Raw genomic sequence first — 25,513 nt, forward strand, 5'->3', positions numbered from 1 at the left:
AGCAAGTTAAATCACTAAATTACCCACTTAATACGGTTTTTAGTGATTAAAATCACGCCCGATTATTTTCTATTACATAAAATAATATAACTATTTGTTAAATTAAAAACCTACTTGGAAATATTTATGTCTGCCGTTTTTCACTTTCTTTTATCCATTATTCTTATTGGTGGGTTATCGATTTTAACCAGTAGCGATCGTGCTAGTATTCGCATTCGCTATGTTTTTCAACTATTAGTTATTGAGTTAATATTAGCCTGGTTCTTCCTCAATTCAGATATTGGTCAGGGATTTGTGGCTGGATTTGCTAAATTTTTTGACTATTTATTGGTTTATGCCGCAGCAGGAACTGATTTTGTATTTGGTGGAATGATGGACTCAAATCTCGCTACCTTCTTTTTGCGAGTATTATGTCCAATTATTTTTGTTTCAGCTTTAATTGGCATCCTGCAACATATCAAAGTGCTACCTTTTATTATTAAAATAATAGGAACATTACTGGCTAAAGTTAATGGTATGGGAAAACTGGAATCTTTTAATGCGGTCAGTTCATTAATCCTTGGTCAGTCAGAAAACTTTATTGCATATAAAGATATATTGAGTCGAATGTCACCACGTCGGATGTATACGATGGCAGCAACAGCCATGTCGACGGTTTCTATGGCGATTGTAGGCGCCTATATGGGAATGCTTGAGCCTAAGTATGTCGTTGCGGCGCTGATCCTGAATATGTTTAGTACATTCATTATTCTATCATTAATTAATCCCTATTCGGTTGACGAAGAAGAAGATATTCAAGTCAGTCATCTTCATGATGGCCAAAGTTTTTTTGAAATGTTAGGTGAATATATTCTGGCTGGTTTTAAAGTTGCTTTGATTGTAGCGGCAATGTTGATAGGATTTATTGCGATTATTGCTGGAATTAACGCCATTTTCAGTGCAGTGATAGGAATAAGCTTTCAGGATTGTTTAGGCTATGTGTTTTATCCATTAGCATGGATCTTGGGTATACCTGCTGAAGATGCACTTAAAGTCGGTAGTATTATGGCCACCAAATTAGTATCTAATGAATTTGTCGCTATGGGATATTTGAAACAAGTTGCCGCTGAATTATCCCCTCGTTCAGTAGGTATTTTGTCGGTCTTTTTAGTTTCTTTTGCTAATTTTTCATCAATAGGCATTGTTGCAGGAGCAATAAAAGGGCTCAATGAAAAGCAGGGAAATGTTGTCTCTAGCTTTGGCTTAAAATTATTATATGGTTCCACGCTAGTCAGTTTCTTATCGGCAGCAATAACGGGATTAGTTTTGTGATAATTTGACAGTATGTTTGCAAAGCGGCATTCTTGATTAACGAATGCCGTGTTTGGTTCTATTAACCAATAATATAGTGGAATTCTGCATGCAGAAACAGGATCTGATCGATATTGCTAATACCGTTATGCCATTCGGTAAATACAAAGGACGGGTTTTGATTGATTTACCCGAAGAATATTTACTTTGGTTTGCACGTAAAGGTGAATTTCCTCAAGGAAGACTAGGTTATTTAATGGAAATGACGTTAACAGTCAAAGTGGAAGGGCTAGACAACTTAGTTAAGCCACTAAAGCATTCATAGTAAGTAATGGAATTTAATATTGATTAAATCTAAATTGGCTAGAATTTAAATTTGGTGGAGCTAAGCGGGATCGAACCGCTGACCTCTTGCATGCCATGCAAGCGCTCTCCCAGCTGAGCTATAGCCCCTACACAAAGTCGATTGGACGGGCGCATAATATGCAAGCTGAATAAGACTGTCAATCGATTAATAGGAAAATAGTGTTTAACCGTTGAAAAAATGCTCATACAGCTTAGTGTTAAGAAAAAAGGCACAGTGAAATGTGCCGTTATGCTAAGTTAATTTTATTCGCTAACCCTATTTTCACGCTCATTAATATAAACCAAAGCGTTATCAATGCGTTTTAATGAACGATTTTGGCCAATGGCATGTACAGTGGCATCAACACTCGGTGATTGACCTGCTCCTGTCACAGCGACCCGCAGAGGCATACCCACTTTACCCATCCCAATTTCCAGTTCTGTAGCCGTTGCTTCGATTGCATGATGAACATTTTCACATGTCCAGTTGCTAATAGCCGCCAATTTTGTCCGTACGGTTTCTAATGGTAAGCGCGCTATCGGGCGTAAATGTTTTTTAGCGGCGTCGCCGTCGAATGTAGCAAAATCCTGATAGAAATAGCGACATGAACTGGCTATTTCTTTTAAGGTCTTACAACGTTCACCGAGAAGCTTAACTAAATCTGCTAAGCTTGGTCCAATTTGGGTATCAATACCTTGCTGTTCAATGTGCCATGCTAAGTGAGTAGCAACATATTCTGCCGGTAATGAATTGATATAATGATGATTCAGCCATGATAATTTATCAGTATTAAAGGCACTGGCGGATTTATTAATTGCATCTAAGGAAAAATAACTGATCATTTCCTCGCGGTTAAAACTTTCTTGATCACCATGGGACCACCCGAGACGAACCAAATAGTTTAATAAGGCTTCTGGTAGATAACCATCATCTCGGTATTGCATGACACTAACTGCGCCATGACGCTTAGACAATTTTTTACCATCATCACCCAAGATCATTGAAACATGCGCATATACAGGTATTGGCGCACCGAGAGCGGTTAATATGTTAATTTGCCGTGGGGTATTATTAATATGATCTTCACCACGGATCACATGGGTGATTTTCATATCCCAGTCATCAATAACAACACAGAAATTATAGGTAGGAGAGCCATCGGTGCGGCGTATAATGAGATCATCTAGCTCAAGATTGCTAAATTCAATTGGGCCACGGATTTGGTCTTCAAAAATAACAAAGCCTTGTTGGGGGTTGCTAAAGCGCACTACGTGAGGTTCATTCGGTGTATGGTTATGAGCATGCGAGCGGCAATAGCCATCGTAACGTGGTTTTTCGCCTCTAGCCATCTGTTCTTCACGTAAATTGTCTAACCGTGTTTTAGAACAGTAACAGCGATAAGCTGTCCCTGCACTAAGCATTTGATCGATAACTGCATGATAACGATCGAAGCGTTTAGTTTGATAGTAAGGACCTTCATCCCAATTTAAACTTAACCAGTTCATTCCATCCATTATGGCGTCAATGGCTTCTTGTGTTGAACGCTCAAGATCGGTGTCTTCAATACGTAAGACAAACTCTCCGTTATTATGTCGACTATAAAGCCATGAATAGAGTGCGGTACGAGCACCGCCGACGTGAAGATAACCGGTTGGACTTGGTGCAAAACGGGTTTTTATTTTATTCATTAGGATTGCCTTAATGATCTTTTTTTATATCGAATCTAGTCTAGTGATAAATTTACAGTTGGTTATTTTATCACTGCAACTTAATTCCTCAATGCTGTTAGCGCGATAATGATACTTTATTTTGCTAATTTAATGGTAAAACTGCTTAATTTATGCTGATAGGAGCTAGACTAAATAAGTTTAAATAAATATTATTTAGCGTCGATAATATTTGGGGCATCTTGCTTAATTTTGCAACGAACGGATATTTTCCTTAGAAAAACCGTTGACTCATGCAGAACTATCTCTATAATGCACCTCCATCACGACGGGCGATTAGCTCAGTTGGTAGAGCATCTCCCTTACAAGGAGGGGGTCATCAGTTCGAATCTGGTATCGCCCACCAATTGTTGTGATGATTTAGTTATGATTGGGCGATTAGCTCAGTTGGTAGAGCATCTCCCTTACAAGGAGGGGTCATCAGTTCGAATCTGGTATCGCCCACCATTCATCCAAAAAATAAAGCATTATTTGTTTAAATTATTTATGCTGTGTTTTGCTATTAATAGGGCCGGTAGAGCAGTTGACTTTTAATCAATTGGTCACAGGTTCGAATCCTGTACGACCTACCAATTAAAACAAGGAGTTAGCATCCATGTGTTGCTTCTGGTTTTACTAACTGGGACGATTTTGGGACGGAATCGTCAAAAAGGGTATCAATGTTTTTTGCGTGTTCACTAAGATGGCATGGTGCAAGGTGGGCGTACCTGCGCACCACTTCTATCGATTCCCACCCTCCCATTTCTTGTAAAACAGATAATGGAACCCCGGATTGAATTAACCAGCTGGCCCATGTGTGACGTAGGTCATGGAATCGAAAATTTTTGATTCCTGCTCGTTTTAATGCCATTCTCCATGCAGTATTTGAATCAACTCGCATTTTTCGTACAGATGGCGTTACTGTCCCGTTTGGCTTTGTACTCGGTTTTGTGTGGACGAAGACCCATTGATGATGATTGCCTATTTGGTTGCGAAGCACTTTACAAGCGGTATCATTCAACGCAATGCCGATTGCTCTACCTGATTTACTCTCTTCAGGATTAATCCATGCAACTCGTCTCTGCATGTCAATTTGGGGCCATTCCAAATTAATAATATTAGAGCGTCTTAACCCTGTAGCTAAAGCAAACTGAACAGCCGATTTAAGCGGTTCTGGGCATTCTTCTATCAAACGTTGGGCTTCATGTGGCTCTAGCCAACGTATCCTTTTATTCTTTGGTTGAGGAATTTTGATTGAAAGTGCCTTGTCAATCCATTTCCAATCTCTTTCAGCGGCGCGAAATAAGGATTTCATGAATGCTAAATATAAGGCTTTTGTTCCAGTGGCTGATAACTTAGGGTTAAAAATGGTTGTAGTTTATCCTTTTTTAGTTTTTGAAGTGACTTTTGCTTTCCAATTGTTTTCATCACGAGTTTCGCACCAATAAAAAAACGCTCTATTTTTAAGTTTAATTCAGCATAATATATAAATAGAAAAAATCTCATAAATTAAAAATAACTTATTGTAATTTAAGTAAATTTATACGTCTTAGTAAGTTACAGATTAATTATTGTTCTGAAGCCATTTCTAGAATTTTATATGCCCGTGCGAAACTCGTGTACTAGAGATTATTTGCTGTACGGTTTGCTGCTTTGTTGCGGTAACATCGTTACCGCTGTGTGTTTGCTATTCACAACGTAATTTTCCCTGGTGTTGGCCAGCCTTGGGCTGGTCTTTTTTAATAGCTAAAGGCTTACCTTTCGGTATGGGTAGTTTAAGTGGGGTAAATTCAGGTGGGATAATGACTTCTCGATCTAGACTATTTCTTCAAGGCATCGATGAATATTCCTATATAAATCAAGAGTGCAGGCATTATCATGACGCCAATAACCAGTAGCTCTTGCCCCCCTAAATGGATGTTGCCTAATTCGCCACGTTTAAACCTGATTTGTGGGTCAATGACAGTATCGGCGTGCGCGAGATGTCCAACTAGCATTTCAAAGGCTAGCGCTGCGCTGATAAAAAGTAATGTCGTGATTAGTAATTTGATGATGTTAAGTTTCATCGTTGAACCTTTGTAAAATTAGCTTATTTCTTAACGCAAATCGCTTTGGCGTTGATATCCTTGAAAGTTTCAAACTCACGCTCAAACTGTTTAGCGGCGAATTGGCACATATTTTCAGTGTCAAATTCCTGAGTATGAACACTTGCAAAGTTACTGGATGCATAAGGACTGGCGTACATGGACAAGATTAAAATCCACATAGTGGGAACTCCTTTAATTGAGAAAATATTCATAAATTTAAGGTTAATTAATTTTCTATACATATAATTAAACTGTTTATATATACAGCTTTACTATGCTATGGTATAGTTATTTGGTTGTGTGTTTGCTAACAGCAATATTTTTACCTGGTGTTGGCCAGCCTAGCGCTGGTCTTTTTTATTTCCTTCTCATCGCTTCCAGTAATAAATCCTGTATCGCCCGTTTTGAATTACGACGCCCCATGACCACTTCATCGAGTGTATCTTTAGCGACGATATGATGGATAAAGACAGGGCGATTGTGTCCTGCTTGCGCTTGACGGGTGGGGCCGATACGTTCGATAATTTGCTGGTACTGCTCTAAATCCCACCAGTGGGAGAAAAAGACCAGAATATTACCGCCGTCCTGTAAATTTAAGCCGTGTCCACAGCTTGCGGGGTGTGCAAAAAGTAACGGGATTTTGCCATTATTCCAGTCGGTAAGGGTTTGTGGGCTAGCGTCTAACATTTTGCCTTTTGGAAACGCTTTTAATAAACGTTCAAGGTCATGTTTCCAGTGGTAAGCAACCATAACTGGCATCCCTCCAGCCTCATTGACAATACTTTCCAGCGCCTGGATTTTGGCATCATGGATCACAGTCCAGTTGTGATTGTCATCGTTATAGATAGCACCGCTACAATTGTGTGCGATGAAAGGCTCTTCAGTGCCGCGCACTACAAAACGGTTGCGTGGACCTGCATTGGTGATGTCGAAGACTTTCGCAGTATGTGTTGGTGTAAGGCTTTCTTTATTGGATATTTGTATCTGAATATTCTTGCGTGGAGCGTACTTGTTTTTATCCCGAAGGTTTCCGCAGCTTCGGTTACAGTCATGGCTCCTTTGGGAGTGTTGATAATCACATTTGTACGTTGATTTCTGCTTTGCATCTGTGGAGTAGCCCATCGGCAATTTTCTAGAGAATACCCCTTTGAATTGTCTATCCGATCCAGACTTACTCCGGGGTACCATGAAAGCCCCATATCCTCTAAAAAGTTTACGAAAGACTTTTGCCAGCGTTGGCAGACAGTTATTCCCCTGCCTCCATAGTTTTTCCAATCTTTGCTGCGAGGATTGCCACAGCGATAGCGCATTTGTTGCCACGTGTTCCAAATTGGGTGTGACGTCATCCCGTGAGAACCGCGAGTTTTTACTAGCACTTCTCCTCTTCGACATCCGCATGATTTCAGCGGCGTACGGTTTGTATTTGTGAGATTTGTTCCGATCGCTATCACCTCTTTTCCGCATATACATTTTGCCAACCACGTAGCACGTTTTTGTTTTGTATTTGTACTTCCGTGGCGTTTTATAATCGTCAGGTAGCCAAAAATTTGACCTGTTAAATCCTTTGTATGATTGGGCATTAATAATATCCTCCGCTTTTTTCCAGCCTTTATCTGTTAAAATCTGGTGATCAGGTGTCATTCGAACACCCCAGCATGTCACCACGGGTTTAATTCCCATGTTAATTACACCGCCATGCGCTACCCACGCTATACCGTCCCACAACAAATCGTCGGAAGTGACTGTTTCAATTGGTTTCCAGCCGTGATTAGTCAGTATTTCGCTGTTTTCTGCTATACACATTTGCAAACATTTTATTGTTTTGGCAGCGGCATTTAATGCTTCGATCGCACTGTCGCTCAACTCAAGAAACAGTTCTTTTTCCATGGCCTGATAGTGCGCTCGCGCTTTTGCAGGTAGCTCAACGTTGATAACGTTGTGTATCGGCTCTTCGATATTAAACCAGTCAGCGGCGTTAAGGGATAGCGTGACATCACTCAGGGCTAACTGAATTTGTAGCTGAGCAAATTCTAAAGGCCAAATCTGCTCCACTGTTGCCCAGGGAACTGGATACGATTAAACCTGCGGGACGTAAACGCATTATGCGTTCTGCCTAAGCGTTCGCCCTGGTCAACAAACCACGCTTGCCCCCATAAGTCCATTAGGCCATTCTGTGAAGGCGTACCGGTTAGATTTACCCATCTATGGACAGATTTATGGGCGATTTTGGCTAGGGCTGCGGTGCGTTTACCCCCTTTGCGTAACCGGAATGATTTTAATCGGGTGCTCTCGTCTGCGATAATCGTGCCAAAAGGCCAACTGTCTCCGAGGATGTCAACCAGCCAAACGAGATTGTCATAATTGACCGTAAATACGCTGGCATAGGTATTTTTGAGTGCTGCCATCCGTGATTTGGCAGTGCCAATGATGGGTTGCACCTCGATATTATGGAGGTGGTTCCATTTAAGTGCTTCATCCGGCCAGGTGGATTGGGCTACCCGTAAAGGGGCTAACACCAATGTGGGTTTGGTTTCACTGCCTGCAAGATAGAGATTTTCTAACGCCGTCAGCGTTGCTGCTGTTTTACCCATTCCCATTCCCGCCCAGACATTTGAGCGTTTGATATCCAGCAGATGATTGATAATGAGATTTTGGTAAGGGCGAGGGGTGAAGGTTTTCATAAATTGCCTTTTAGCTGTTTTTAAAATAATTCAGCGATATCGATACCGTGTATTTCAAGCCACGCCTCTCTCGGATAAATCACTTCACGGCGGTTTTGGTCAGGATTGAAACAGGTTGGGTATCCCGAGGTGAGTGCGTCATAAATATCGTGTTTGTCGAGCCAGGCATTTAACACTTTCCAGCCAAACATTTTTCCCGTCGCTCTCCACACTGCCTGTTGAGAAGCCCATTCTTTACTTGCGCCAAATCGGGCGGCCATTTTTTCACGCTCTCGTATCGCACGATTAGCAATGCGCTGGTAGGCTGAATTACGTTGGAGTGCAGTGGCTTCCCTTTTGCGACTAATATGGGATTTGGTACGGATAGCTTCATTTCTCTGGTCAGTAATAACAGCCTTTTCCTTTTCTGAGATAACCAAGGCTTCAAGCGCTTCGATGTAGTTAGTGGGTAATGAAGGGGTGTTTAATTTCTGTTCCAGTTCTTGCCAACGATCAACCAGGCGAGCCGTAAATTCAGGGCAAAGTTGAGCAACAACAATAATGCTGTCACGTTTACCTTGTTCACCGTCAAAAATAAAAACTTCAGTGTGGTGATTTGGGCTATTTGATTGTTTATTCTCAACTTTCTCAGATTGAGGAAGTTGAATAATCTCACTTTTAGCCAATGTTTCAATAGTCCGTTTTACGTTGTCGTGACGTTTGTTGACCAGTTCAGCAATCTCAAGGCTTGACATAGTTAAACTTTGGAAAGTTATTAAATTTGACATAAAGAATATTCCTCAATAATGAAATTGATGAAAGATTGCCCCTTTAAAAAGGGGCGTTAAGATTAATTAATGGCGTTCTAGGAAGTGGGTCAACTCACCTTCATACCAATGGTCAGTGCGAGCGGTGATTATCCCGATTTGTTGATGGTGAAATTGCTCAAAAAGCTGTTTGATATCCGTTAATACCGTATCAATATTTTCACGTTTACGTAAAAGTCGCTTAATCGTCTGCTTTTCCGCGTCATTAATAATTTGTCGTAGTGACTCGCTGATGTAGTAAATCCGTCTACATTCGTCAGCCATCAGCGGTATATGCTCTACCTGAAAACGCTCAGGTGAAGGTGTGCCCGTCACTTCACGTAATGCCAGCCACACCGCTCTAGTCCATGACTGTTCAAACCGGAAGCCATTCGTCATACAGCAGACTAAATGTGTTAAATTGCGCGTATCCGAATGGCTAAAACGCTCTGCGGCTTTTGGTTGGTGTTGTGGTTGATGGCGATCATATCTGCCAGTTTTACGAATCGATGGGAGTACTTCATTAAACACCCAATCCTGAAATTGTTTTGCTTCGGACTTATTGCTACGGAAAATCACACGATAAAGGTTAGGTTCATTCACATAAACAAGCTGTTGGTTTCCGCCTTTTGTAGGGGTGTAGATTTTTTCTACTCCCCGTGGGTCAAGAGTTCCTCGTGTATTTTTAAGGGGTTCGTTTTTAACGAATTCCTTTGAGATCTGCACTAAGTCAGATGAACGTGATATATCTAAAATTTCGCATACGTCTTTTAGACAGAACCACGGTTCAGAATTTATTATTTTTATGCGTACATCGTGTGTTTCTTGGAAAGAAAATGAGATAGCTTGTGCGGTAGTCATAATATGACCTCCGATAGTGATTTAGATTTACTCACCACCGAGAGACGCTAACCTCTGATTGGTGGTGAACTGAATGGAGTTAGCGTTACCGGAAACCACCGACCGGCCAACCTTACGGTTGCCCCATCCAGCCCACCATTGAATTGTGGCTAGATTACGACATTAAAAAACACGCTCGCGGCGTGTACATGTCGCGGTAGTTTATGGCGGAACGCTAATCCAGACATCTGATTTTGCAGATGCAAATAAACTATAGCGCATGGTTTAATCTTTCGTCAATGGGTATTTAAAATGTCAATGTTTTTATTATGCAGCTGCAATTCCGTTCATCATCACGCTTAGCAATCTTGGAAACTGGCTATCATAAAAATGAGGCTGAGTCTGACGGGGATGATTTGGGTCAGTCAAATTTTTACCAAACTGTAATCCCTTTTCTGTCAGTGACCAGAATAATTTTTCCTTGTCAGGATGTTTACTGCTTGGGCGCGATTTACGTTCAACAATACCACGAGTTTCGCAATCTCCAAAAAAGAAGTATAAATTTAAAAACAAGAAAAAATCAGGGTGTTCATATTTTGTCGGGTTATCCATGTATTAAAGATATCCACGAGTTTCGCACCAATAAAAAAACGCGCTATTTTTAAGTTTAATTCAGCATAATATATAAATAGATAAAACCTTATAAATCAAATACAACTTATTGTAATTTAAGAAAATTCATGTGTTTTAGTAACTTGCAGATTGATCATTGCTTTTAAGCCATTTCTAGAATTTTATATGCCTGTGCGAAACTCGTGATATCTATAAAACATTCTTACAAGTAAGCAGTTTAAGATACTCTGGTTTAGCGTTATCAGAAGTAAGCCCATCGCCTTTATCTCATGACACTGTTAGCCGATGGCTAAAAAGTAGATGTTTTAGACCTAAAGACCTATGGCGATTAGTTGAACCTTTTATAGACAAAAACACGAGTTTCGCACAAAACTAATTTGGGTACGCTAATAAAACAGGGATTTGCTCAGTAATAGCACTTTTGATTACGTCCCAATTTTGTTGATAAAGGGTTATTTTTTCAGATATACGACGTTTATGTTGTTCAAACCACGCAGAAATAGCGAGAAAAATATGATTTCTTTGCGCTCGGCTCGTGCGAGCCTGACAGCGTTCAATACCACAGTTTTGTTTAACTTCTCGATGATAAACTTCAACAGACCAACGGGCATCCATGATAGATTTGAGGTATTGACGGGTGGGATTCTCTTTGTTTGTTACTATGTAATCAATACGGCCGTTTTTGGCTGTAAATTTGAAAACGGTTACCCAACCATATCCTCGCAAGTGTATTGACGTTCCTTCTTCTGAGATGTCTAACTTGTTCAGTTGTTTGTTATGGTTAACAATCCTATTTTTCCTCAGCGTGGTTACCCAGATCCAAACATGAGAGCGAGTTGATTTCAGGTTATCCAGGCTAGAATACCAAGCATCCATCACTACGGCTTCTGGCATGATCCCTCTTTTTTTAGCAAGAGTGAGCATTTCGGAAAAGTGCGTGTTTTTTGTTTTTCCATCAGAATCTTTATCATAAATAAGATAATTGATAGGAATTGATTCAACCTTCGTCAGATCATGCCAAAGCAAATTAACTAAACCTATGCCAGCAATAACCTCATGTTCATTACCTGAATATTGATAATGGACCATCTCTATTTTTTTACTACGTGTTTTGGCAATCAATGTATCATCGGCAATTAGTACGCAAGGGCTTTTTTTGTCTATAGAAGGTTCAACTAATCGCCATAGGTCTTTAGGTCTAAAACATCTACTTTTTAGCCATCGGCTAACAGTGTCATGAGATAAAGGCGATGGGCTTACTTCTGATAACGCTAAACCAGAGTATCTTAAACTGCTTACTTGTAAGAATGTTTTATAGATATCTTTAATACATGGATAACCCGACAAAATATGAACACCCTGATTTTTTCTTGTTTTTAAATTTATACTTCTTTTTTGGAGATTGCGAAACTCGTGAAAAAAAGCCCTTGCGTACTAATTGCCGATGATACATTGATTGCCAAAACACGTAGTAAAAAAATAGAGATGGTCCATTATCAATATTCAGGTAATGAACATGAGGTTATTGCTGGCATAGGTTTAGTTAATTTGCTTTGGCATGATCTGACGAAGGTTGAATCAATTCCTATCAATTATCTTATTTATGATAAAGATTCTGATGGAAAAACAAAAAACACGCACTTTTCCGAAATGCTCACTCTTGCTAAAAAAAGAGGGATCATGCCAGAAGCCGTAGTGATGGATGCTTGGTATTCTAGCCTGGATAACCTGAAATCAACTCGCTCTCATGGTTGGATCTGGGTAACCACGCTGAGGAAAAATAGGATTGTTAACCATAACAAACAACTGAACAAGTTAGACATCTCAGAAGAAGGAACGTCAATACACTTGCGAGGATATGGTTGGGTAACCGTTTTCAAATTTACAGCCAAAAACGGCCGTATTGATTACATAGTAACAAACAAAGAGAATCCCACCCGTCAATACCTCAAATCTATCATGGATGCCCGTTGGTCTGTTGAAGTTTATCATCGAGAAGTTAAACAAAACTGTGGTATTGAACGCTGTCAGGCTCGCACGAGCCGAGCGCAAAGAAATCATATTTTTCTCGCTATTTCTGCGTGGTTTGAACAACATAAACGTCGTATATCTGAAAAAATAACCCTTTATCAACAAAATTGGGACGTAATCAAAAGTGCTATTACTGAGCAAATCCCTGTTTTATTAGCGTACCCAAATTAGTTTTGTGCGAAACTCGTGAATACCTAATAATTGCAGACGCTTAAAGCCGGATGGTGGGCTGTAAGACTTGCCATGTAATTGCAAAAGCTCCGTAAAAGAATGTGTCACTTCGCTTGATACTGCCATGCTTCCTTCAGGTGCATCAACCGCGTAAGCGGGTATTATATCCGGCATGCCAAGGGAAGATTGCAATTTTTTCATCGCTCCCAACATGGCGGAAGGTGCTATTCGTAGTTCCTGCTTGTAAAAAGCGATCATGGCTAAGCCAGCTTGTACTTTATCGGTTAAGGCGCCATTGTTGCTTTTTACTGAATCACGAAATTGTTCATAAACCTGAACTTCAAATGCAGGTTCAATCCATGCGGCATATCTAATGGCAACGAGTTCATCTGCCCAAGTACCTGATTCAAGTCCACCTTTAATCACATTAACCGAAGCTCTTTTTTGAGTATTGCTTAAAGATTGCACAAATGAAGCTATTCCATCACCTCTTAGAAAGTTTGATGGCCGTTGCGATTCTGTCGCTTTACCCTGAGCAACGGCGGCACGATGTAAATCATTTAGACAATACCGCCCGAAAGCGTCTTGGCGTACAATGGTATTTTCGATAACAACTAATTTAGACATAAAAATATTTCTCCGTAATTAAACGAATCAAGGTATTAATGTGAAAGATTTTGCAGATTAAACCCTAAACCCGTTATACTTACCTAAACACGGGAGGATTACCTATGGGTCAGGTTGCATTTGATACACTGAAATTTGTTGAAACGCTTGAAGGTGCTGGCTTACCTAAAGACCAGGCTAAAGCTATATCTCTGGCTGTCCGTGAATCACAGGAAGCAGTTGACGTAGCGACCAAAAGAGATTTAGAAGATGTACGTAAAGATTTATCTGCTGAAATAGCGTTAGTCCGTAAAGATGTTGAAGCCTTAACTAATAGCCTTCTGATAAAACTAAGTGGTGTCATGTTAGCTATTGTTGGTGCAGCGGCAACCATTGTAACCTTAGTTATAAAACTGGTTTAAAAAGCAAGCTCCCAGCCCGCAACGGGTAAGATGCTGCTTAAATCGTGACTGTCCAGTACGATGACCTGATGACCGAGAGCAAAAAGCCGAGCATGTTCCCGTAATTGATAAGGCGTTGGTTTTTTGCCAGGGGCTTTGCATTCTACAAAAATGATTTGGCCTTCAGGTAATATGACTAGCCGATCGGGTACGCCCCGTCGTCCGGGTGAAACAAATTTATAGGCAATGCCGCCGATTTTTTGCACCTCACGCACTAAATGTTTTTCGATACTCTTTTCCCTGATTAACCGCATGGATACTTCCTTTTTATGTCTTCCCGTTTTATTTGCATAATGCAAAAATCGGCGCGGTTCTCACTCCAGATACGATTATTGCGATTGCGCGCCAGCCGGTTTGCCTGTGACCATGCGCGCGCGGTGTCATGGTATTGCCCTGACTGTTCAAGGTGAACTGCATCGCGCGCCGCCTTAAAATAAAGTGGGCTGTCGTTTTTTCTAAAGGCCATGATAGCTCCAAAAATAAACTCCTTCCTAGTCTGTGGGAAGGATATCGCTCTTAGGGGGGTGAATAGTGGGGTAAATGTGTTTTAAGTATTTTTTCAATCGTTGAGGTTGCTGACGGATTACCTTGTAGTTGAATGGTCTTATTGCGGTATAGATTGATGTACACCCCACAGGCTAATTCATAGCATATAAAATTCCCTTTCATTTTCGTATAGCGCGGCAAATCATTTGATACCGAAAGGCAAAATATTTGATACGCTCAAAAAACACACAAAGGAAAGTTATTTGATACTAACTGCGGTATCGAGGTAAATATTTTAACCTGAGTTCGGGATAAGAAATAAAGAGAAAGTCTTGATATTCAAATAGTTGAATGAGCCTGTTTTGTTAAAATACTCTAACAGTCTGGTTAAAGAGTAGAGCATTGTTAAACAATTATGGAAAATCTTACTGAACTTTATTGCCTGATGGATGATTTTTGCAAAGACTTCGAGCCAAAAATGCATGAATATTTGCTGACTAACGGTACTAAGCGTCGTAGACGGTCTACTCAGCTTTCGTTGGCGGAAATGATGACACTGGTTGTGTTGTTTCATCAACTCCGATTCAGGCAATTCAAGGTATTTTATCTCTATTATGTCCGCTTATATCTCCGGAAGGAATTTCCTAACTTGCCATCCTATTCACGCTGTGTAGAGTTACTTCCGCGTAGTGCCTTAGCGTTAACGGCACTGTTTGAGTCAATTAAGGGAAAATGCACGGGGCTATCGGTTGCCGATTCTACTCCGATAGCAGTGTGTGATAACTTACGGATCCGCAGGCATAAAGTCTTCAATGGGATAGCTCAACGGGGAAAAAATTCAACAGGTTGGTTCTTTGGTTTCAAGCTTCATATAATTATCAATCATTTGGGGGAAATACTCAGTTTTCGACTCACACCAGGAAACACCGATGATCGGAAACCATTGCCTGAGCTGACAAAGGATCTTTCTGGTTGTTTGTACGCAGATAAAGGGTATTTATCGGCTTCACTGAAACAGCAACTCAAAACGATGGGAATTAACCTTATAACGAATATCAAGAAGAAAATGAAGCCTATTAAACAGACTTGTTTCGACAAAGCCATCTTGCGTCATCGTTCTGTCATTGAAACGGTATTTGATGAGTTAAAAAATCTTTGTCAAATAGAGCATACGCGACATCGCTCTCCGGCTAATTTTGTAGTGAATTTATTAGGCGGACTGGTTGCATATTGTTTAATGCCATCTAAACCAAAGATACCTGTTGCAGGTACGTATCTTCAAGCATAATTGATTATGCTTATCCCGAACTCAGGTTAAGTATTGTGAATGTAGTTAAGCCACTGTAATTGATCTGTTTTGACGATCGATAACACTTTATTGATCGTCTATATCGCTGATGTTTTATGTTATCCGACAAGAGTTCAGTAGTGAGATTTTGCTGTACATAAAACACCCCAAAATGGATTAAAATTTAATCAAAACCTCGATTTTAGCCCTAAATCGGCATTTTGGCTAAAATTTGAACGGTAAATACAGTGTTTTTTGCCGTGCATTTTCCTCATCAAGCCATCATTTAGGCTTATTTTGTCAGGAAACAGGCGAAATCCTTTTTTACAAAAAACCTTGGTTTAACGGAAACGGTAGATTGTGCAAAAAATGCACTGGATAAACGAACGGGTGGTAGCGTCAATGGCAACCTCCATGTGACCCAATCTGTGCATATCGGCGATAACGATTCAGGATTACGGGCTAATGGCGATGGCAACGTGGCATTTTATGCTAATAATGCAAAAGTAGCTTCCTGGAATAATGATCGATTGCATTGGTTAAAGAGTGTAGAAATTGATGGAACCATCAATACTCATAGCAATTTGCATATCTCATGGGGCGGCAGAACCGCGGTTTATCAAGAAAATGGTGATGTAACTGGCCCTATTTGGGGCGGGGCGTTAAGCAGCTGGCTTAATATGCAGATTAACAATCGAGGAGCAAAAAATACAGCTCACCTCGCTACGAATGGATGGTGGAAATGTGGTGACAGCGGCCTTATCAGACAATGGGGCATCACACCACCACTCAATGCCGGACAGATTTATACGGTATCTTTACCTTGTCCCGTCCCTCATGCCATTTTCTCGGCAAACGCGACGGTAAAATACAAAGGTATTGCTCCCGAGGGCAATTTAGGTACTTATGTCGAAATAGTCGGAAAATCGTTAATTATCAGTGCAGATTATACCAGAACAGGGATTAAAGCGCCGAGAACATGGGAGCTGGTTTGCTACTAACTCAACATTATCAGGCCGCCCTGACAATGTAGTTAAACGCGACATTTCGCGGGCGGGTTTCGCTACCGCCTGCATTAGACGTTGTTTTGTCAATGAATAGAAAAGAATCATTATCTCCATCCGTAGCACGTGAACCTGTATCTGCATTATACCCTACAGGCATTTTTTCTTTATTGTTTGCGTGGCCTAGTGGACCATCATCTTCAACATAATACCTGTCCCGATAACCATGAGCGTGGCTCTCGAGTGATGCAGTTTCAGACGATAAAACCTTACGCCTAGGATTCACGCCTCGCCCAGCATCCCAGCCACGAATAAACTCACCACGTAAATCAGGGAGTTTTCCTGATGGATAGGCGAGTGCTAAAAGCGGGTATTTTTTCTTATCGAATGGCTCACCGTTGCAGATAAACCAACCGGTCGGCGCTCTTTCAGCAGGCCAAGGCAGGGGAATACCTACCGGGATTTCGACACGCAATACTTCGGGTGTAACAGCATGAACATCTGTGGCAGTTAGCTGCACATCCTGAGTGAGAGTTTTGCCGTTAATTTTACGCTGATTGGGTGTGGCATTTTTAGCCAGATTTACCGTTTCTAACAAACCAAGGTTTTCTAGAAAAAGATTCTTGTCTGGGATGTCGGCCCCATTCTCATTTTTTGCCAACTTTTGGCTCAGAAGTTGGGTCACGCTTTCGGCAAATTTCGGGTTATTACTGATGGCCTGGGCCAGCTTGTTCAACGTATCTAAATCGGAAGGCGCATGGTCGACCACCGCATTCAGCCTGTCATTGACAATTTTTACCGCTTTGGGGGTTGCGGCTTCCGTTTCACTGCTGCTCTGATTGGCATTGCTGAGCTTGACAAAACCTTTTTCACTTACGCTCGCATCCGGGTGGTTTCGGGAGCGTGTATGCGCCCTTAACGCCGCTTCCGCCGCTTTTAATTGCTGCTTTAACCAGGCGGTGCGATTCGCCAGTTCACGCGCGGGCCGGTTGGTAATACCGTCTGGCCCACCCAATACCGGGTCGGAGGTCTCTATCTGGTAGATACCGTCCGCCCATTCGGCCTGTTCTTTTAAATAGCTCATGTCTTTTTTCTCCATCGTGCTTATTCCATCATGGGTGGATTGTTGGTCACAGTGTAGTCTTTTTTCGTGTATGGATTAACTGTTTTTGCATACTTTTAACTGCTGCCATGATTATAGCGCCCATGGTAGGTCGTCTGAGCGTTATAGCGCAGCGGCACTGCCGTATAATCCAGCGCCACCAGTTCGCTCCGCGCCGGCGCAAAGGCCGCCAGCGTCTCGCGCAATTTTGCTGCCTGGTCATTGGTGATCAGCTGGTTAAGAATGACCCGGTACAGTGCCCAGTGAGTCTCGCCATCGGGATACGCGGTGGCCTGTTCAGGTTTAAGGGCTGCTCCCCCTTCGGTTATCGTCACCTCCCCAAATCCCAGCGCCCGTATCATGGCACGAATCGACCAGGGGGTGCCCTTATAGCGATGCAGCGTGATGGCCGATTTCAGCATCGCCCGGCGCGCATCATCCGATTCTGCCAGAGACCAGCCATTGACCCCGGTTAACGCCAGCTGCTCTGCCAGCCAGGGCAAGGCCGACGCCTCGGTCATATCCAGCAGATAAACCAGCAGCGGCGTCAGGTCAATCTGCTGCAACCGCGCGGCCTGTGCCGCCAGCGCCTGAAAATGGCTCTCTGCCGCCAGCAGCGGCGGTAACAGGCTGTTATCGGTCATCGCCGCTCTCCGTGCCCAGGGTCAACTGAATGTCGCTACAATGCGCCCATTGCTGCGCGGCCAGTACCGTCGGCTCAAGGGTAGTGAAACTCGTGAGCTGCACCCGGTAAACGCCGGGGACCGAGAGTGCCGCGATAATCTGGCTGGGCACAATATCCCGACCCAGCTGTTTAGCCTGGCTTGCCGCATACTGCTCAGCGGCCTGCCGCGCCTGTTTCAGTACCGGCTCGCCCGGCTGGCTGGCATAACAGGTCAGTTGCGCACTAATCGTATAGTCAACCTTTTCAGGGGTCAGCACCTGCACTGTATCATTCAGCGGGCGCACCCGCTCTTCCGAGCACAGGGCCGTCACCAGGCTGAGCACCGTCTTGTCCGGCAGCCCGCTGGTCAGCAGCGGATATAGATTGACCGTGCCGGGTTTCGGGCGGGTCACCGCCACATCACAAATCCCCGGATGGGCACTCATGGCATGAAAACGGTACGCTTCACGGGAACCGGCGGTACTGAAGGACGCCGGAGCCAGACGGATACGGTTGCGTAGATGCTCATCATCCTCCGCGTCTGAGCCGCCTTCGCTTGGCGTGGTATTGGTGACCTGAATATCCCCGTCATCGATGGCCTCCATCAGGGTGCTGATTTGCGCCGGTTGCCAACCGTTACCCTTTGTTCCCGCCTCGCTGCAGGTCGCACTCACCGTCACCGTGGATGCCGTCGGCGTCAGCCTGACTTCGCTGTCGGTGGTAAATAGCAGGCTGTCCGTGGCGCTGAGCCGTGTGCCGGCTGGTATCGGTATCGTCACCGAGGGCGGGGCCGCCAGTGAAAATTCCACCGTGGTGCGTGCCCGTTGAGCCGGTAGACGGTAAACGCCGACCAGCTCGGCCAGATAATCCAGCATTGGCGCACGGGCAAAGGCCACCAGGTTTTGTTCGGCGGCGGATTGAATGGCACTGCGCACCAGGGTTTCCCGGTAGGCGAACAGGTCAATCAATAGCCGCTCAGCCTGCGCCGGCCACAGGGTCTTGCCGCTGGCCGCTTCATAGTCCGTGATCATCTCGCGGGTAATGGTCTGCGCATCCGCTGCAATAAAAACCGGCTTCTCGAGGGTTAACGCCATGCCACCTCCGTTTGTGCGTTGACCTGACTGCCCGGCAGTCGCCAGCGCAGCAGGAGATTCACCCGCTCACCCTGCGCATTAAGCCGCACCTGATGTAATTCGCATCGGGGCTCCCAGCGCCTGATGGCCTCCACCGTTTCCCGTACCACATGCGGCAAGGCCCGCTCAACCGGCATATCCAGATAGCGATGCAGGTCACTGCCAAAATCCGGTCGATGCGGGTCGCTGCCTTTTGGGGTGCCTAAAATCAGTCGCAGGCACTGCTGAATATCTTCGACGCCACTGACCCGCTCACCCGATGCATGCAGCGCGGGTTGCCAGTCTGCGGCGCTGAGGACGGTCATTGTGTTCATCAAACGCGTTCCTCCCTCACTTATAACGGCTTGCCGGTGGGTTTACCGTCATGCCCGTTGCTATGTTGATGCTCTTGCAGCGACACCCGACCTGCCTGGATATCGCCGCTGGCCTGGAGCGTGCCGTCAATGATGGCTGTCGCGCCACTGCCGCCCGAACCGCTCATGCCGCCCTGGTACGTCAGTTGCTTTTGCACCGTCAGGTTGCCCGTCGCGACCGTATCGGGTGCATCCAAAAACAGGGTTTTACTTGCCTTCACCGTCGCATTTTGCGTTTGAATCAGCACCGTGGTCTGGGTGGTCAGCGTCAGGGCCTGTATCTCGCCCCCGATAGCCATCGCGTGGTTTTTGCGGTCATACTCGACAAAAGTCCCGTCGGCAAAATCCACCCGACGTTTATCGCGGTTTGCCACCGTGGGGGGGTCTACCTCGGAATACACCGCCCCTAACACCACGCCGTCATCACCGTCAGCATCCAGCAGCAGACTCACCTGTTCACCTAAATCCGGTAGCCCGTAATCCTTGTTATCCTGGGTGTTGCGTTGCAATACCGGCAACCAGGCGGTGCGCAGGTTATCACAGGTCGGCAGCCGTACCCGTACCCGGACGTTTTGCTCATCAATCTGGCTGATGGTACCGAACATCAATTGCAGTGCTTTCATGGTGGCTTTTCTCCGATTGTCATCTCTTTTTCACTCAGCGGCCCCACGCTGCCATCGGCTTTCACCCCCATCACCGGTGGGGTCGCCGACTGATCCGCGCGAATCGTTTTCCTGTTCATGCGCGCCATCGGCCCCTGGCCCAAGGTGAGTTCACAGGTGTACCCGCTTTGGCGCGACAGGGCATGGCGGACTTCGGTGATAAGCCACACCCCGGACAGGCGACCAAAATCGGCCAGGCGCACGGTTAACCCGGCTTGATACGCCGTATTGCCCGCCAGCGCTACCGTCGCCACCCGTTGATATTCATTATGCCGGTTCAGCCCCGCACACACCTTGGCAGTCGCTTCTTCCCGGCTCCGTGCCCGGCTGTGCAGTCTTAAGGTATCGGCGCTGGTTGAACGTCCCTGTTTTTGAGGCGCCGTTTCTCGCGCCACGTCGCCTATCGTGCCATCGGCCTTGATACCGACCGTGACCAGTTGTTTGCGCTGGCTGTCCTGGTATTTCACCTTGCCCTGCTGGTAGATACGGTTAAGCGTATCGCGCAGGCTGTAATGACTGACGGCTTGCGGGGTAATGACGTTAACTGGCGAGGCTTCTCGCAATCTGATGCGCTCAGAAAAAATCAGCCTGCTCGGCGTGACTTTAACGATATAGCCGTACTCCTCCGCCAGCCGGCGCAAAAAAGCCAGGTCGGTTTCATGTTGCTGCGTGACCCTGTCAAGGGGCAGCGGCGCAATCAGCCCTTCCAGTGTCAGGTGGTGTTTTTGGGCAATCCGCCGGGCGATGGCCGCCAGGCTGGTCTGCTCAAACGCCCGGTAGCTCCGGGTTCGCAGCGCGGTGGTCACCGAAGCGGATAACCCACGCAGCGACACCGTATCCGGCGGGCCACTAAGCTCTATTTCATCAATCGAAAAGGTGCCACAGGGACGTAATGGCGCGCCGACCCTGCCGAGCGCCAATGAGAGCGTGTCGCCTTTACCCGGATACCAGGCCCCACGCCAGCGCCCGGCGCTGTCTTCCAGTTCGACCGTCAGCTCATCAGACTGGCCACTGAGCTGATCGGTAAAGCGGATCCCGAGCACGTCCGGGGTGATATCGTGCGTGATGTCCTTTTGGCCATAATGCAGGGTCCAGGTCGGGGCCGGTACCGCCTGCTGTCGTTGTGTCATTAACGCAACCATGGCGGTGTCTCCTCAACGCTGTCCTGTGCGTTAATCAACGGGATAGCCAGGGTGATGCCGGCAGGCAACACCGGTGTAATGGGGATATCAGGATTGGCGGCAATGATCCGCACATAGCCCAATGCGTCACCGTAATAGTAGGCGGCCAGCGTATCCCAGCGCTCGCCCTCACGGGTAATATGCTGCCAGACACCTGGCTTATGTTCTTCTTCCTGTTGGCTTGCAAACATCGTCCTGTTCTCCTTTAGCGGCGCGTCACCAGATGGCTCGTCAGACGGCTCAGCAGCGGGGTGACGTCGTTCCAGGTACTGAGGGCACCGCCCACCTGACCGGCCACCGTATCCAGTGCACCGGGCAGTGCCTGGCCGGTACCGGGGGTCAGAGCACTGAGCGTGTTTTTCGCCTGGCTGGCCGTGGTCGCCACCTTGCCCGCCGCTCGGGTCAGCTGACTGGCCGCAGGAAAATGGGCTTCCAGGCCGGCCAACAACGGCTGCGCCTGTATCAACGGGGTGGCCACCTCACCTAAGCTAGTAATGACCCCAGGGAGGCGCGTTAACGCCGCGACCGGATCCGTTTTCATCTGGCGCACCACCCGGATCGCCTGTGAGGCCGTGGCCAGTGCCGACTGCGCCTGACGGGCCAGACCCACCGCCCGCGATAGCGGTGTACCGGTGGCTATTGCCCGGGTTAGCCCGGCGGCTTTTCTGTTCAGTGTCGTGGCCATCGCCGGCGGCTTAAGTGGTTGGCGCAGATCGCCGGTAAATTCACGCAGACTGATATCGACCTCCAGGCATTGGGCGATACCGTCGGCATGCGCCAACACCGTACGACCGGTAAGCGTGGTGATCACAAAATGCCCCAGGTACTCGCCATTGCCGAGCACAAACGCCAGTGCCTGGTGGGCACGACAGGCGGCCTGTAGCCGTTGCCATTGCGCGGTCGGTTGACAGTACTGCTGATGAAACCGCACGCTTAAACTGTATTCATCGCACTTGTCGCCGACCCACTGCAGACCCGGTTTACGGCCAATGCGCGCCTGCTCGGCAAACTCACCGCCAAGGATGGCTTCCAGCGCGGTAAAGCCGGTCTGTAACTGCACTTCAATCTCACCGAGTATCGCCAGCATCAGTGAAAGGCCCGCCGTTGTTGTTGGTGCATCAGCTGCGCCAGGCGTTTTTCCAGCTCACGCACACTGATAGCCAATGCATCACGCAACGCCGCCGGGGTCGTCTGCGACTGACCGTTCATCACAATCTGCGGCGCAAAGGTGATCTGCATGCCTGAAAAAGCCTTCCCCTGACCGGCAGGGGAGATCGGGGTATCAGGCCAGTGGGGCACACGCGGGGACGGCGGTTGCATCAGCGGCATCAGGCCGCCGACGGCGCGTTCTAACGCGGGCGTGGTGCGGGTAATGCCCAGCACCGCCCCCTGCACAATATTGTCCCCCAATCCGGCGAAAACACGAGAAGGGCTGTGGATCCCCAGCGTTTCCTTAAACCAGCCCGACACACTGTCACCAAAATGGACAATCGTCTCTTTGGCGGCGGTTAAACGACTCTTGATCCCGTTGACCAGACCCTCAATCAGCTGGCGACCCGCATCGGTAAAATGGGCGGGCAGTTCAACATGGAAATAGCTCATCACCCCGGCAAAGGCTTTATAGAACAGACCCACTGGCGACCAGTTAAGGATAAGTGCCCCAACGCCCGCAATACCGCCGGAAAACGCCTGTTTCACCTCGGCCCAACGGGCCTGAAAGAAAGCGCTTATCGGCGTCCAGTAGCGGACAATCAGGTAAGCGCCGGCGGCAATCGCGGTGATAGTCAGGCCGATAGGGGTAAACATCAGTGCCCGCCCCAGCCACAGCAGTGCGTGTCCGGCGAGGCGCAGGCCCGTCACCAGTCCGCCGGCCAACACCTTACCTAATCGTCCCGCACTGCCCGCGAAGCGGCTTAAGCGCCCACCCATGCCAAAGGCGGTGCTGAGTAATAACCAACCGGTACGCAGCCGGGTAAACCCGCCCCACAGCAGGCGTATCGGCGAACCCAGCAGATTGAACGCCAACCTTGTGGCCAACAATCCCCCCTTAAACAACAGGAGCGCGCCCACCGTTTTAGCCATACCACTGACCAGCTGGGGGTGGGTTTTGACCCAGGCATTGGCGGCGTTCACATAAGGGAGTACCGTGGCGGCTAAATTCTCTACCGCTGGTTTTAGTGCATCACCGAGACTCAGCGACAAATCCTGACTGGCAATGCCTAACTTTTTCATCTGTTCAATGGGGGATTCAAGCCGTTTTTTATAGTCACTGCCTAATACATCCTTGTCCGCGGCCGCCAGGGCCTGGGCGCGGATTTGCCGGTACTTGTCCATATTGGCCAGCATCGGACGCACAAAGGCCATCACCTGCATATCGGCAAACAGTTCACCTAAGCCAAAGTTCTGCTGCAGGGCCAGTAACGCTTTATCGCGGGCGGTATCGTCCTGCAGCGCCATCGCTGATTTAAATTGCGCCAGCGCCTCGGGACTCTTTTGCGCCAGATAGGTTTGCAGGGTATTCATCATCCCTTCAATCGGCGAAATCCCGTGCGCTTTTTGCTGCATGAGTGATTTTTCAATATCGATACCGACATCACCAAAACGTTTTTTAGTTTCAGGGGCGTACAGTTTTTCCAGAAAGTTATTGAAATTGTTCGCCGCTTTATCGGTGCTACCGGCACCCATTTTGGCTACCTGCAAGGCAGCGACCATCTCGGCCACCGCCGCTTTACCCTGGGCTATGTTGGCCATTTGTGGTGCCAGCTCCGGCAACCACTTCACCTGGTCAGCGATTTCAAATGACCCAGCCTTACCCCCTTGCGCCATGATGTTCTGTACCACAGCAAAATCTTTCGCGGCAATGCCCAACCACTGCTGGGTGGTCACCGCCGCCTGTGCCCACAGTTCAGCGGAGGTGCGGGTGGCGGTTGCGCCGCGGGCGATGTGTGGCAGGTAGGCGCGAATAGCGTCCAGGCTGTCAATGTTATTGCCAATAAGCGCACGGGTGGCGGCCTGTAAATCATCCTGCGTCTGGTTGTATTGCTGGCTCCAGGCGCGGATATCTTTACCCAGCGCCGCCTGGGTGGCACCGTCGTAACCGGCGGTGATACCCATATCGACCAGATTGTCCTGAAAGGTCATCGACTGCTTGACAGACGGCGCGACCGCGCCCACCGCTGCCGCCGTGGTGGCCCCTAACGCCAGTCCTTGCCCCATCAGGGCCTGTCGTTGTTGCCCGGCAATCTGACTGGCCATCATAGTGTGATGCAAACGGCGATGCTGTTGCTCGAGACGGGAAAGTGTCTGACCCACCCGACCCAGCTCGCTATTAAGGTTACGCGCAGCCTGACCGCCCAACTGACCGTAGCGGGTCATTGCCTGGGTCAGTTGTTGCTGACGAGTCTGCAGACGACGGGTGGTGTCCCCTAACAGATTGAGGCTACGTCGGGAGTCACCCATCGCCGAGCGAAAGGCACTGGCCACCGCCCCCTTAATCACCACCCCAATCGAAAATGTGTTGGCCACCGAGTCACCTGCCTGTGTTACGTCTGATTAACGGTTAAGTACTTGTCCCGCGTTGCCCGTGCTCCTGCCGGATTTGGGCGGCGGCTTCCTGTAAATAGTCCTCAAATTCCACCACGGTCAGCGCATCCAGCTCACTCGGCTGCCAACGGAACCATCTCGCCAACAGGGCCTGCGCCTGACGCAGCGCCTTCGGCGAGTGCATCCAGCCCCGCAAACTGGCGAAAGTGGTCTTGCAACTGCTGATAATCCACCAAATCCATATTGTCGATATCTTCCGGTATCAGGCCGGTCATACGGGCAATCAACAGACTGTCCCAGTCATTGGCGTTTTCACTTAAGCGGCGTACCGCCTTGATGTCACTGACCTTGAGCCGGTTTAAGCTGACCTGGGTTAGCCTTTCACCACTGCCCAGGGCATAAGGGTATTGCAAGGTGTAATGTAAAGACGGTGTCATGAGGGTTATTCCTTACCTGTTAC

General features: G+C 46.8%; 29 protein-coding genes, 3 tRNA genes and 3 pseudogenes. 10 read left to right on the plus strand and 25 right to left on the minus strand.

Annotated elements, in window-relative coordinates; translation table 11 throughout:
- The first annotated feature begins 126 nt into the window (after positions 1-126).
- Positions 127-1,311, plus strand: coding sequence for a NupC/NupG family nucleoside CNT transporter (locus V3224_RS07885; RefSeq protein ID WP_334469751.1), 1,185 nt, complete (start codon positions 127-129; stop codon positions 1,309-1,311).
- 88 nt (positions 1,312-1,399) lie between these two features.
- On the plus strand, positions 1,400-1,615 hold the full coding sequence (locus V3224_RS07890) for a DUF3820 family protein (RefSeq protein WP_032114724.1): 216 nt from the start codon (positions 1,400-1,402) through the stop codon (positions 1,613-1,615).
- Positions 1,616-1,667: 52 nt separating this feature from the next.
- Here V3224_RS07890 and V3224_RS07895 read toward each other — a convergent pair.
- Together V3224_RS07895 and gltX are read right to left on the minus strand one after the other, a co-directional pair.
- Positions 1,668-1,743, minus strand: a tRNA-Ala gene (locus tag V3224_RS07895).
- Between the two features lie 156 nt (positions 1,744-1,899).
- The gene (gene gltX, locus V3224_RS07900) at positions 1,900-3,324 is read right to left on the minus strand and encodes a glutamate--tRNA ligase (protein ID WP_334469755.1); all 1,425 of its coding nucleotides are present in this window, start codon (positions 3,322-3,324) and stop codon (positions 1,900-1,902) included.
- 309 nt (positions 3,325-3,633) lie between these two features.
- Here gltX and V3224_RS07905 point away from each other — a divergent pair.
- Positions 3,634-3,709: transfer RNA gene (locus V3224_RS07905), tRNA-Val, on the plus strand.
- A 26-nt stretch (positions 3,710-3,735) separates the two neighbouring features.
- Positions 3,736-3,810: transfer RNA gene (locus tag V3224_RS07910), tRNA-Val, on the plus strand.
- Between the two features lie 139 nt (positions 3,811-3,949).
- On the opposite strand, the pseudogene V3224_RS07915 reads toward V3224_RS07910, so the two are convergent.
- Positions 3,950-4,684, minus strand: a pseudogene (locus V3224_RS07915) (site-specific integrase); the annotation flags it as partial.
- Between V3224_RS07915 and V3224_RS29830 the strand changes: the two are divergent.
- Positions 4,656-4,790, plus strand: a complete 135-nt coding sequence (locus V3224_RS29830) for a hypothetical protein (RefSeq protein WP_442890037.1) — start codon at positions 4,656-4,658, stop codon at positions 4,788-4,790. The pseudogene V3224_RS07915 and the gene V3224_RS29830 sit on opposite strands and share 29 nt — an antisense overlap.
- Positions 4,791-5,162: 372 nt before the next feature.
- Here V3224_RS29830 and V3224_RS07920 read toward each other — a convergent pair whose 3' ends face one another.
- From V3224_RS07920 to V3224_RS07950, 7 genes are all read right to left on the minus strand, one after another.
- Positions 5,163-5,408 (minus strand): hypothetical protein, encoded by a 246-nt coding sequence (locus tag V3224_RS07920; protein ID WP_334469757.1) that lies wholly within the window; start codon positions 5,406-5,408, stop codon positions 5,163-5,165.
- A gap of 23 nt (positions 5,409-5,431) precedes the next feature.
- Complete coding sequence (locus V3224_RS07925; protein ID WP_334469759.1) at positions 5,432-5,608, minus strand: hypothetical protein; 177 nt, start codon at positions 5,606-5,608, stop codon at positions 5,432-5,434.
- Between the two features lie 178 nt (positions 5,609-5,786).
- Positions 5,787-7,481: a DEAD/DEAH box helicase gene (locus V3224_RS07930; protein WP_334469761.1), complete on the minus strand. Its 1,695-nt coding sequence runs from the start codon at positions 7,479-7,481 to the stop codon at positions 5,787-5,789.
- Positions 7,460-8,110, minus strand: a complete 651-nt coding sequence (locus tag V3224_RS07935) for an SNF2-related protein (protein WP_334469763.1) — start codon at positions 8,108-8,110, stop codon at positions 7,460-7,462. The genes V3224_RS07930 and V3224_RS07935 overlap by 22 nt, the downstream gene beginning before the upstream one ends.
- Before the next feature lie 20 nt (positions 8,111-8,130).
- Complete coding sequence (locus V3224_RS07940; protein ID WP_334469765.1) at positions 8,131-8,877, minus strand: Rha family transcriptional regulator; 747 nt, start codon at positions 8,875-8,877, stop codon at positions 8,131-8,133.
- A 66-nt stretch (positions 8,878-8,943) separates the two neighbouring features.
- Positions 8,944-9,756, minus strand: a complete 813-nt coding sequence (locus V3224_RS07945) for a BRO-N domain-containing protein (RefSeq protein WP_334469767.1) — start codon at positions 9,754-9,756, stop codon at positions 8,944-8,946.
- A 306-nt stretch (positions 9,757-10,062) separates the two neighbouring features.
- A complete protein-coding gene (locus tag V3224_RS07950) occupies positions 10,063-10,347 on the minus strand; it encodes a hypothetical protein (protein WP_334469769.1) in 285 nt (94 codons plus the stop codon).
- Between the two features lie 184 nt (positions 10,348-10,531).
- Between V3224_RS07950 and V3224_RS29835 the strand changes: the two are divergent.
- Positions 10,532-10,726, plus strand: a pseudogene (locus V3224_RS29835) (IS701 family transposase); the annotation flags it as partial.
- 14 nt (positions 10,727-10,740) lie between these two features.
- Here V3224_RS29835 and V3224_RS07955 read toward each other — a convergent pair.
- Positions 10,741-11,715, minus strand: coding sequence for an IS701 family transposase (locus tag V3224_RS07955; protein ID WP_334469771.1), 975 nt, complete (start codon positions 11,713-11,715; stop codon positions 10,741-10,743).
- 69 nt (positions 11,716-11,784) lie between these two features.
- Here V3224_RS07955 and V3224_RS07960 point away from each other — a divergent pair.
- A pseudogene (locus tag V3224_RS07960) lies at positions 11,785-12,570 on the plus strand (IS701 family transposase); the annotation flags it as partial.
- Here V3224_RS07960 and V3224_RS07965 read toward each other — a convergent pair.
- Complete coding sequence (locus tag V3224_RS07965) at positions 12,553-13,197, minus strand: KilA-N domain-containing protein (RefSeq protein WP_334469773.1); 645 nt, start codon at positions 13,195-13,197, stop codon at positions 12,553-12,555. The pseudogene V3224_RS07960 and the gene V3224_RS07965 sit on opposite strands and share 18 nt — an antisense overlap.
- Positions 13,198-13,301: 104 nt before the next feature.
- On the opposite strand from V3224_RS07965, the gene V3224_RS07970 reads away from it, so the two are divergent.
- A complete protein-coding gene (locus tag V3224_RS07970; protein ID WP_334469774.1) occupies positions 13,302-13,598 on the plus strand; it encodes a DUF1640 domain-containing protein in 297 nt (98 codons plus the stop codon).
- Here V3224_RS07970 and V3224_RS07975 read toward each other — a convergent pair.
- Both V3224_RS07975 and V3224_RS07980 read right to left on the minus strand, forming a co-directional pair.
- A complete protein-coding gene (locus V3224_RS07975; RefSeq protein ID WP_334469775.1) occupies positions 13,595-13,891 on the minus strand; it encodes a VRR-NUC domain-containing protein in 297 nt (98 codons plus the stop codon). The genes V3224_RS07970 and V3224_RS07975 overlap by 4 nt on opposite strands.
- Positions 13,882-14,103, minus strand: coding sequence for an ANR family transcriptional regulator (locus V3224_RS07980; RefSeq protein WP_334469776.1), 222 nt, complete (start codon positions 14,101-14,103; stop codon positions 13,882-13,884). Before V3224_RS07980 ends, V3224_RS07975 begins: the two co-directional genes overlap by 10 nt.
- 435 nt (positions 14,104-14,538) lie before the next feature.
- Here V3224_RS07980 and V3224_RS07985 point away from each other — a divergent pair, with 435 nt between their 5' ends.
- Positions 14,539-15,411, plus strand: coding sequence for an IS982 family transposase (locus V3224_RS07985; protein WP_334469778.1), 873 nt, complete (start codon positions 14,539-14,541; stop codon positions 15,409-15,411).
- A gap of 416 nt (positions 15,412-15,827) precedes the next feature.
- The gene (locus V3224_RS07990; RefSeq protein WP_334467938.1) at positions 15,828-16,412 is read left to right on the plus strand and encodes a gp53-like domain-containing protein; all 585 of its coding nucleotides are present in this window, start codon (positions 15,828-15,830) and stop codon (positions 16,410-16,412) included.
- Positions 16,413-16,422: 10 nt separating this feature from the next.
- Here the strand turns inward: V3224_RS07990 and V3224_RS07995 are convergent, their stop codons facing one another.
- The 11 genes from V3224_RS07995 to V3224_RS08045 form a co-directional block, all read right to left on the minus strand.
- Positions 16,423-17,499 carry a tail fiber protein gene (locus tag V3224_RS07995; RefSeq protein WP_334469541.1) on the minus strand — a complete coding sequence of 359 codons (1,077 nt, stop codon included), beginning with the start codon at positions 17,497-17,499 and terminating at the stop codon, positions 16,423-16,425.
- 95 nt (positions 17,500-17,594) lie between these two features.
- Positions 17,595-18,161 (minus strand): phage tail protein I, encoded by a 567-nt coding sequence (locus tag V3224_RS08000; RefSeq protein WP_334469172.1) that lies wholly within the window; start codon positions 18,159-18,161, stop codon positions 17,595-17,597.
- Positions 18,151-19,275, minus strand: coding sequence for a baseplate assembly protein (locus tag V3224_RS08005; RefSeq protein ID WP_334469174.1), 1,125 nt, complete (start codon positions 19,273-19,275; stop codon positions 18,151-18,153). Before V3224_RS08005 ends, V3224_RS08000 begins: the two co-directional genes overlap by 11 nt.
- Positions 19,266-19,628: a GPW/gp25 family protein gene (locus tag V3224_RS08010; protein ID WP_334469176.1), complete on the minus strand. Its 363-nt coding sequence runs from the start codon at positions 19,626-19,628 to the stop codon at positions 19,266-19,268. The genes V3224_RS08005 and V3224_RS08010 overlap by 10 nt, the downstream gene beginning before the upstream one ends.
- 20 nt (positions 19,629-19,648) lie before the next feature.
- Positions 19,649-20,290, minus strand: coding sequence for a phage baseplate assembly protein V (locus V3224_RS08015; protein ID WP_334469539.1), 642 nt, complete (start codon positions 20,288-20,290; stop codon positions 19,649-19,651).
- The gene (locus tag V3224_RS08020; protein WP_334469178.1) at positions 20,287-21,471 is read right to left on the minus strand and encodes a phage late control D family protein; all 1,185 of its coding nucleotides are present in this window, start codon (positions 21,469-21,471) and stop codon (positions 20,287-20,289) included. Before V3224_RS08020 ends, V3224_RS08015 begins: the two co-directional genes overlap by 4 nt.
- Positions 21,459-21,701: a tail protein X gene (locus V3224_RS08025; RefSeq protein WP_334469180.1), complete on the minus strand. Its 243-nt coding sequence runs from the start codon at positions 21,699-21,701 to the stop codon at positions 21,459-21,461. Before V3224_RS08025 ends, V3224_RS08020 begins: the two co-directional genes overlap by 13 nt.
- A gap of 14 nt (positions 21,702-21,715) precedes the next feature.
- Positions 21,716-22,597, minus strand: coding sequence for a phage tail protein (locus V3224_RS08030; RefSeq protein WP_334469182.1), 882 nt, complete (start codon positions 22,595-22,597; stop codon positions 21,716-21,718).
- Positions 22,597-25,035 carry a phage tail tape measure protein gene (locus V3224_RS08035; RefSeq protein WP_334469184.1) on the minus strand — a complete coding sequence of 813 codons (2,439 nt, stop codon included), beginning with the start codon at positions 25,033-25,035 and terminating at the stop codon, positions 22,597-22,599. Before V3224_RS08035 ends, V3224_RS08030 begins: the two co-directional genes overlap by 1 nt.
- 34 nt (positions 25,036-25,069) lie before the next feature.
- A complete protein-coding gene (locus V3224_RS08040) occupies positions 25,070-25,198 on the minus strand; it encodes a hypothetical protein (protein WP_334470379.1) in 129 nt (42 codons plus the stop codon).
- Positions 25,167-25,490, minus strand: coding sequence for a phage tail assembly protein (locus V3224_RS08045; RefSeq protein WP_334469186.1), 324 nt, complete (start codon positions 25,488-25,490; stop codon positions 25,167-25,169). Before V3224_RS08045 ends, V3224_RS08040 begins: the two co-directional genes overlap by 32 nt.
- Positions 25,491-25,513 lie beyond the last annotated feature (23 nt).

This window comes from Arsenophonus sp. PmNCSU2021_1, assembly GCF_036919435.1.
In the GTDB taxonomy this organism is placed as follows: Bacteria; Pseudomonadota; Gammaproteobacteria; order Enterobacterales; family Enterobacteriaceae; genus Arsenophonus; species Arsenophonus nilaparvatae.

What these genes read in the sequence shown, in the direction of transcription:
- V3224_RS07965 (WP_334469773.1), bottom strand. Translation starts at nt 13,197, where the DNA reads ATGTCTAAATTAGTTGTTATCGAAAATACCATTGTACGCCAAGACGCT.
- V3224_RS08020 (WP_334469178.1), bottom strand. Translation starts at nt 21,471, where the DNA reads ATGGTTGCGTTAATGACACAACGACAGCAGGCGGTACCGGCCCCGACC.
- V3224_RS07975 (WP_334469775.1), bottom strand. Translation starts at nt 13,891, where the DNA reads ATGCGGTTAATCAGGGAAAAGAGTATCGAAAAACATTTAGTGCGTGAG.
- V3224_RS08045 (WP_334469186.1), bottom strand. Translation starts at nt 25,490, where the DNA reads ATGACACCGTCTTTACATTACACCTTGCAATACCCTTATGCCCTGGGC.
- V3224_RS07925 (WP_334469759.1), bottom strand. Translation starts at nt 5,608, where the DNA reads ATGTGGATTTTAATCTTGTCCATGTACGCCAGTCCTTATGCATCCAGT.
- V3224_RS07935 (WP_334469763.1), bottom strand. Translation starts at nt 8,110, where the DNA reads ATGAAAACCTTCACCCCTCGCCCTTACCAAAATCTCATTATCAATCAT.
- V3224_RS08030 (WP_334469182.1), bottom strand. Translation starts at nt 22,597, where the DNA reads ATGCTGGCGATACTCGGTGAGATTGAAGTGCAGTTACAGACCGGCTTT.
- V3224_RS08015 (WP_334469539.1), bottom strand. Translation starts at nt 20,290, where the DNA reads ATGAAAGCACTGCAATTGATGTTCGGTACCATCAGCCAGATTGATGAG.
- V3224_RS07985 (WP_334469778.1), top strand. Translation starts at nt 14,539, where the DNA reads ATGGAAAATCTTACTGAACTTTATTGCCTGATGGATGATTTTTGCAAA.
- gltX (WP_334469755.1), bottom strand. Translation starts at nt 3,324, where the DNA reads ATGAATAAAATAAAAACCCGTTTTGCACCAAGTCCAACCGGTTATCTT.
- V3224_RS07980 (WP_334469776.1), bottom strand. Translation starts at nt 14,103, where the DNA reads ATGGCCTTTAGAAAAAACGACAGCCCACTTTATTTTAAGGCGGCGCGC.
- V3224_RS07950 (WP_334469769.1), bottom strand. Translation starts at nt 10,347, where the DNA reads ATGGATAACCCGACAAAATATGAACACCCTGATTTTTTCTTGTTTTTA.
- V3224_RS29830 (WP_442890037.1), top strand. Translation starts at nt 4,656, where the DNA reads ATGAATGCTAAATATAAGGCTTTTGTTCCAGTGGCTGATAACTTAGGG.
- V3224_RS08025 (WP_334469180.1), bottom strand. Translation starts at nt 21,701, where the DNA reads ATGTTTGCAAGCCAACAGGAAGAAGAACATAAGCCAGGTGTCTGGCAG.
- V3224_RS07890 (WP_032114724.1), top strand. Translation starts at nt 1,400, where the DNA reads ATGCAGAAACAGGATCTGATCGATATTGCTAATACCGTTATGCCATTC.
- V3224_RS08005 (WP_334469174.1), bottom strand. Translation starts at nt 19,275, where the DNA reads ATGGCGTTAACCCTCGAGAAGCCGGTTTTTATTGCAGCGGATGCGCAG.
- V3224_RS07995 (WP_334469541.1), bottom strand. Translation starts at nt 17,499, where the DNA reads ATGAGCTATTTAAAAGAACAGGCCGAATGGGCGGACGGTATCTACCAG.
- V3224_RS08000 (WP_334469172.1), bottom strand. Translation starts at nt 18,161, where the DNA reads ATGACCGATAACAGCCTGTTACCGCCGCTGCTGGCGGCAGAGAGCCAT.
- V3224_RS07945 (WP_334469767.1), bottom strand. Translation starts at nt 9,756, where the DNA reads ATGACTACCGCACAAGCTATCTCATTTTCTTTCCAAGAAACACACGAT.
- V3224_RS08010 (WP_334469176.1), bottom strand. Translation starts at nt 19,628, where the DNA reads ATGAACACAATGACCGTCCTCAGCGCCGCAGACTGGCAACCCGCGCTG.
- V3224_RS07920 (WP_334469757.1), bottom strand. Translation starts at nt 5,408, where the DNA reads ATGAAACTTAACATCATCAAATTACTAATCACGACATTACTTTTTATC.
- V3224_RS07940 (WP_334469765.1), bottom strand. Translation starts at nt 8,877, where the DNA reads ATGTCAAATTTAATAACTTTCCAAAGTTTAACTATGTCAAGCCTTGAG.
- V3224_RS07970 (WP_334469774.1), top strand. Translation starts at nt 13,302, where the DNA reads ATGGGTCAGGTTGCATTTGATACACTGAAATTTGTTGAAACGCTTGAA.
- V3224_RS07885 (WP_334469751.1), top strand. Translation starts at nt 127, where the DNA reads ATGTCTGCCGTTTTTCACTTTCTTTTATCCATTATTCTTATTGGTGGG.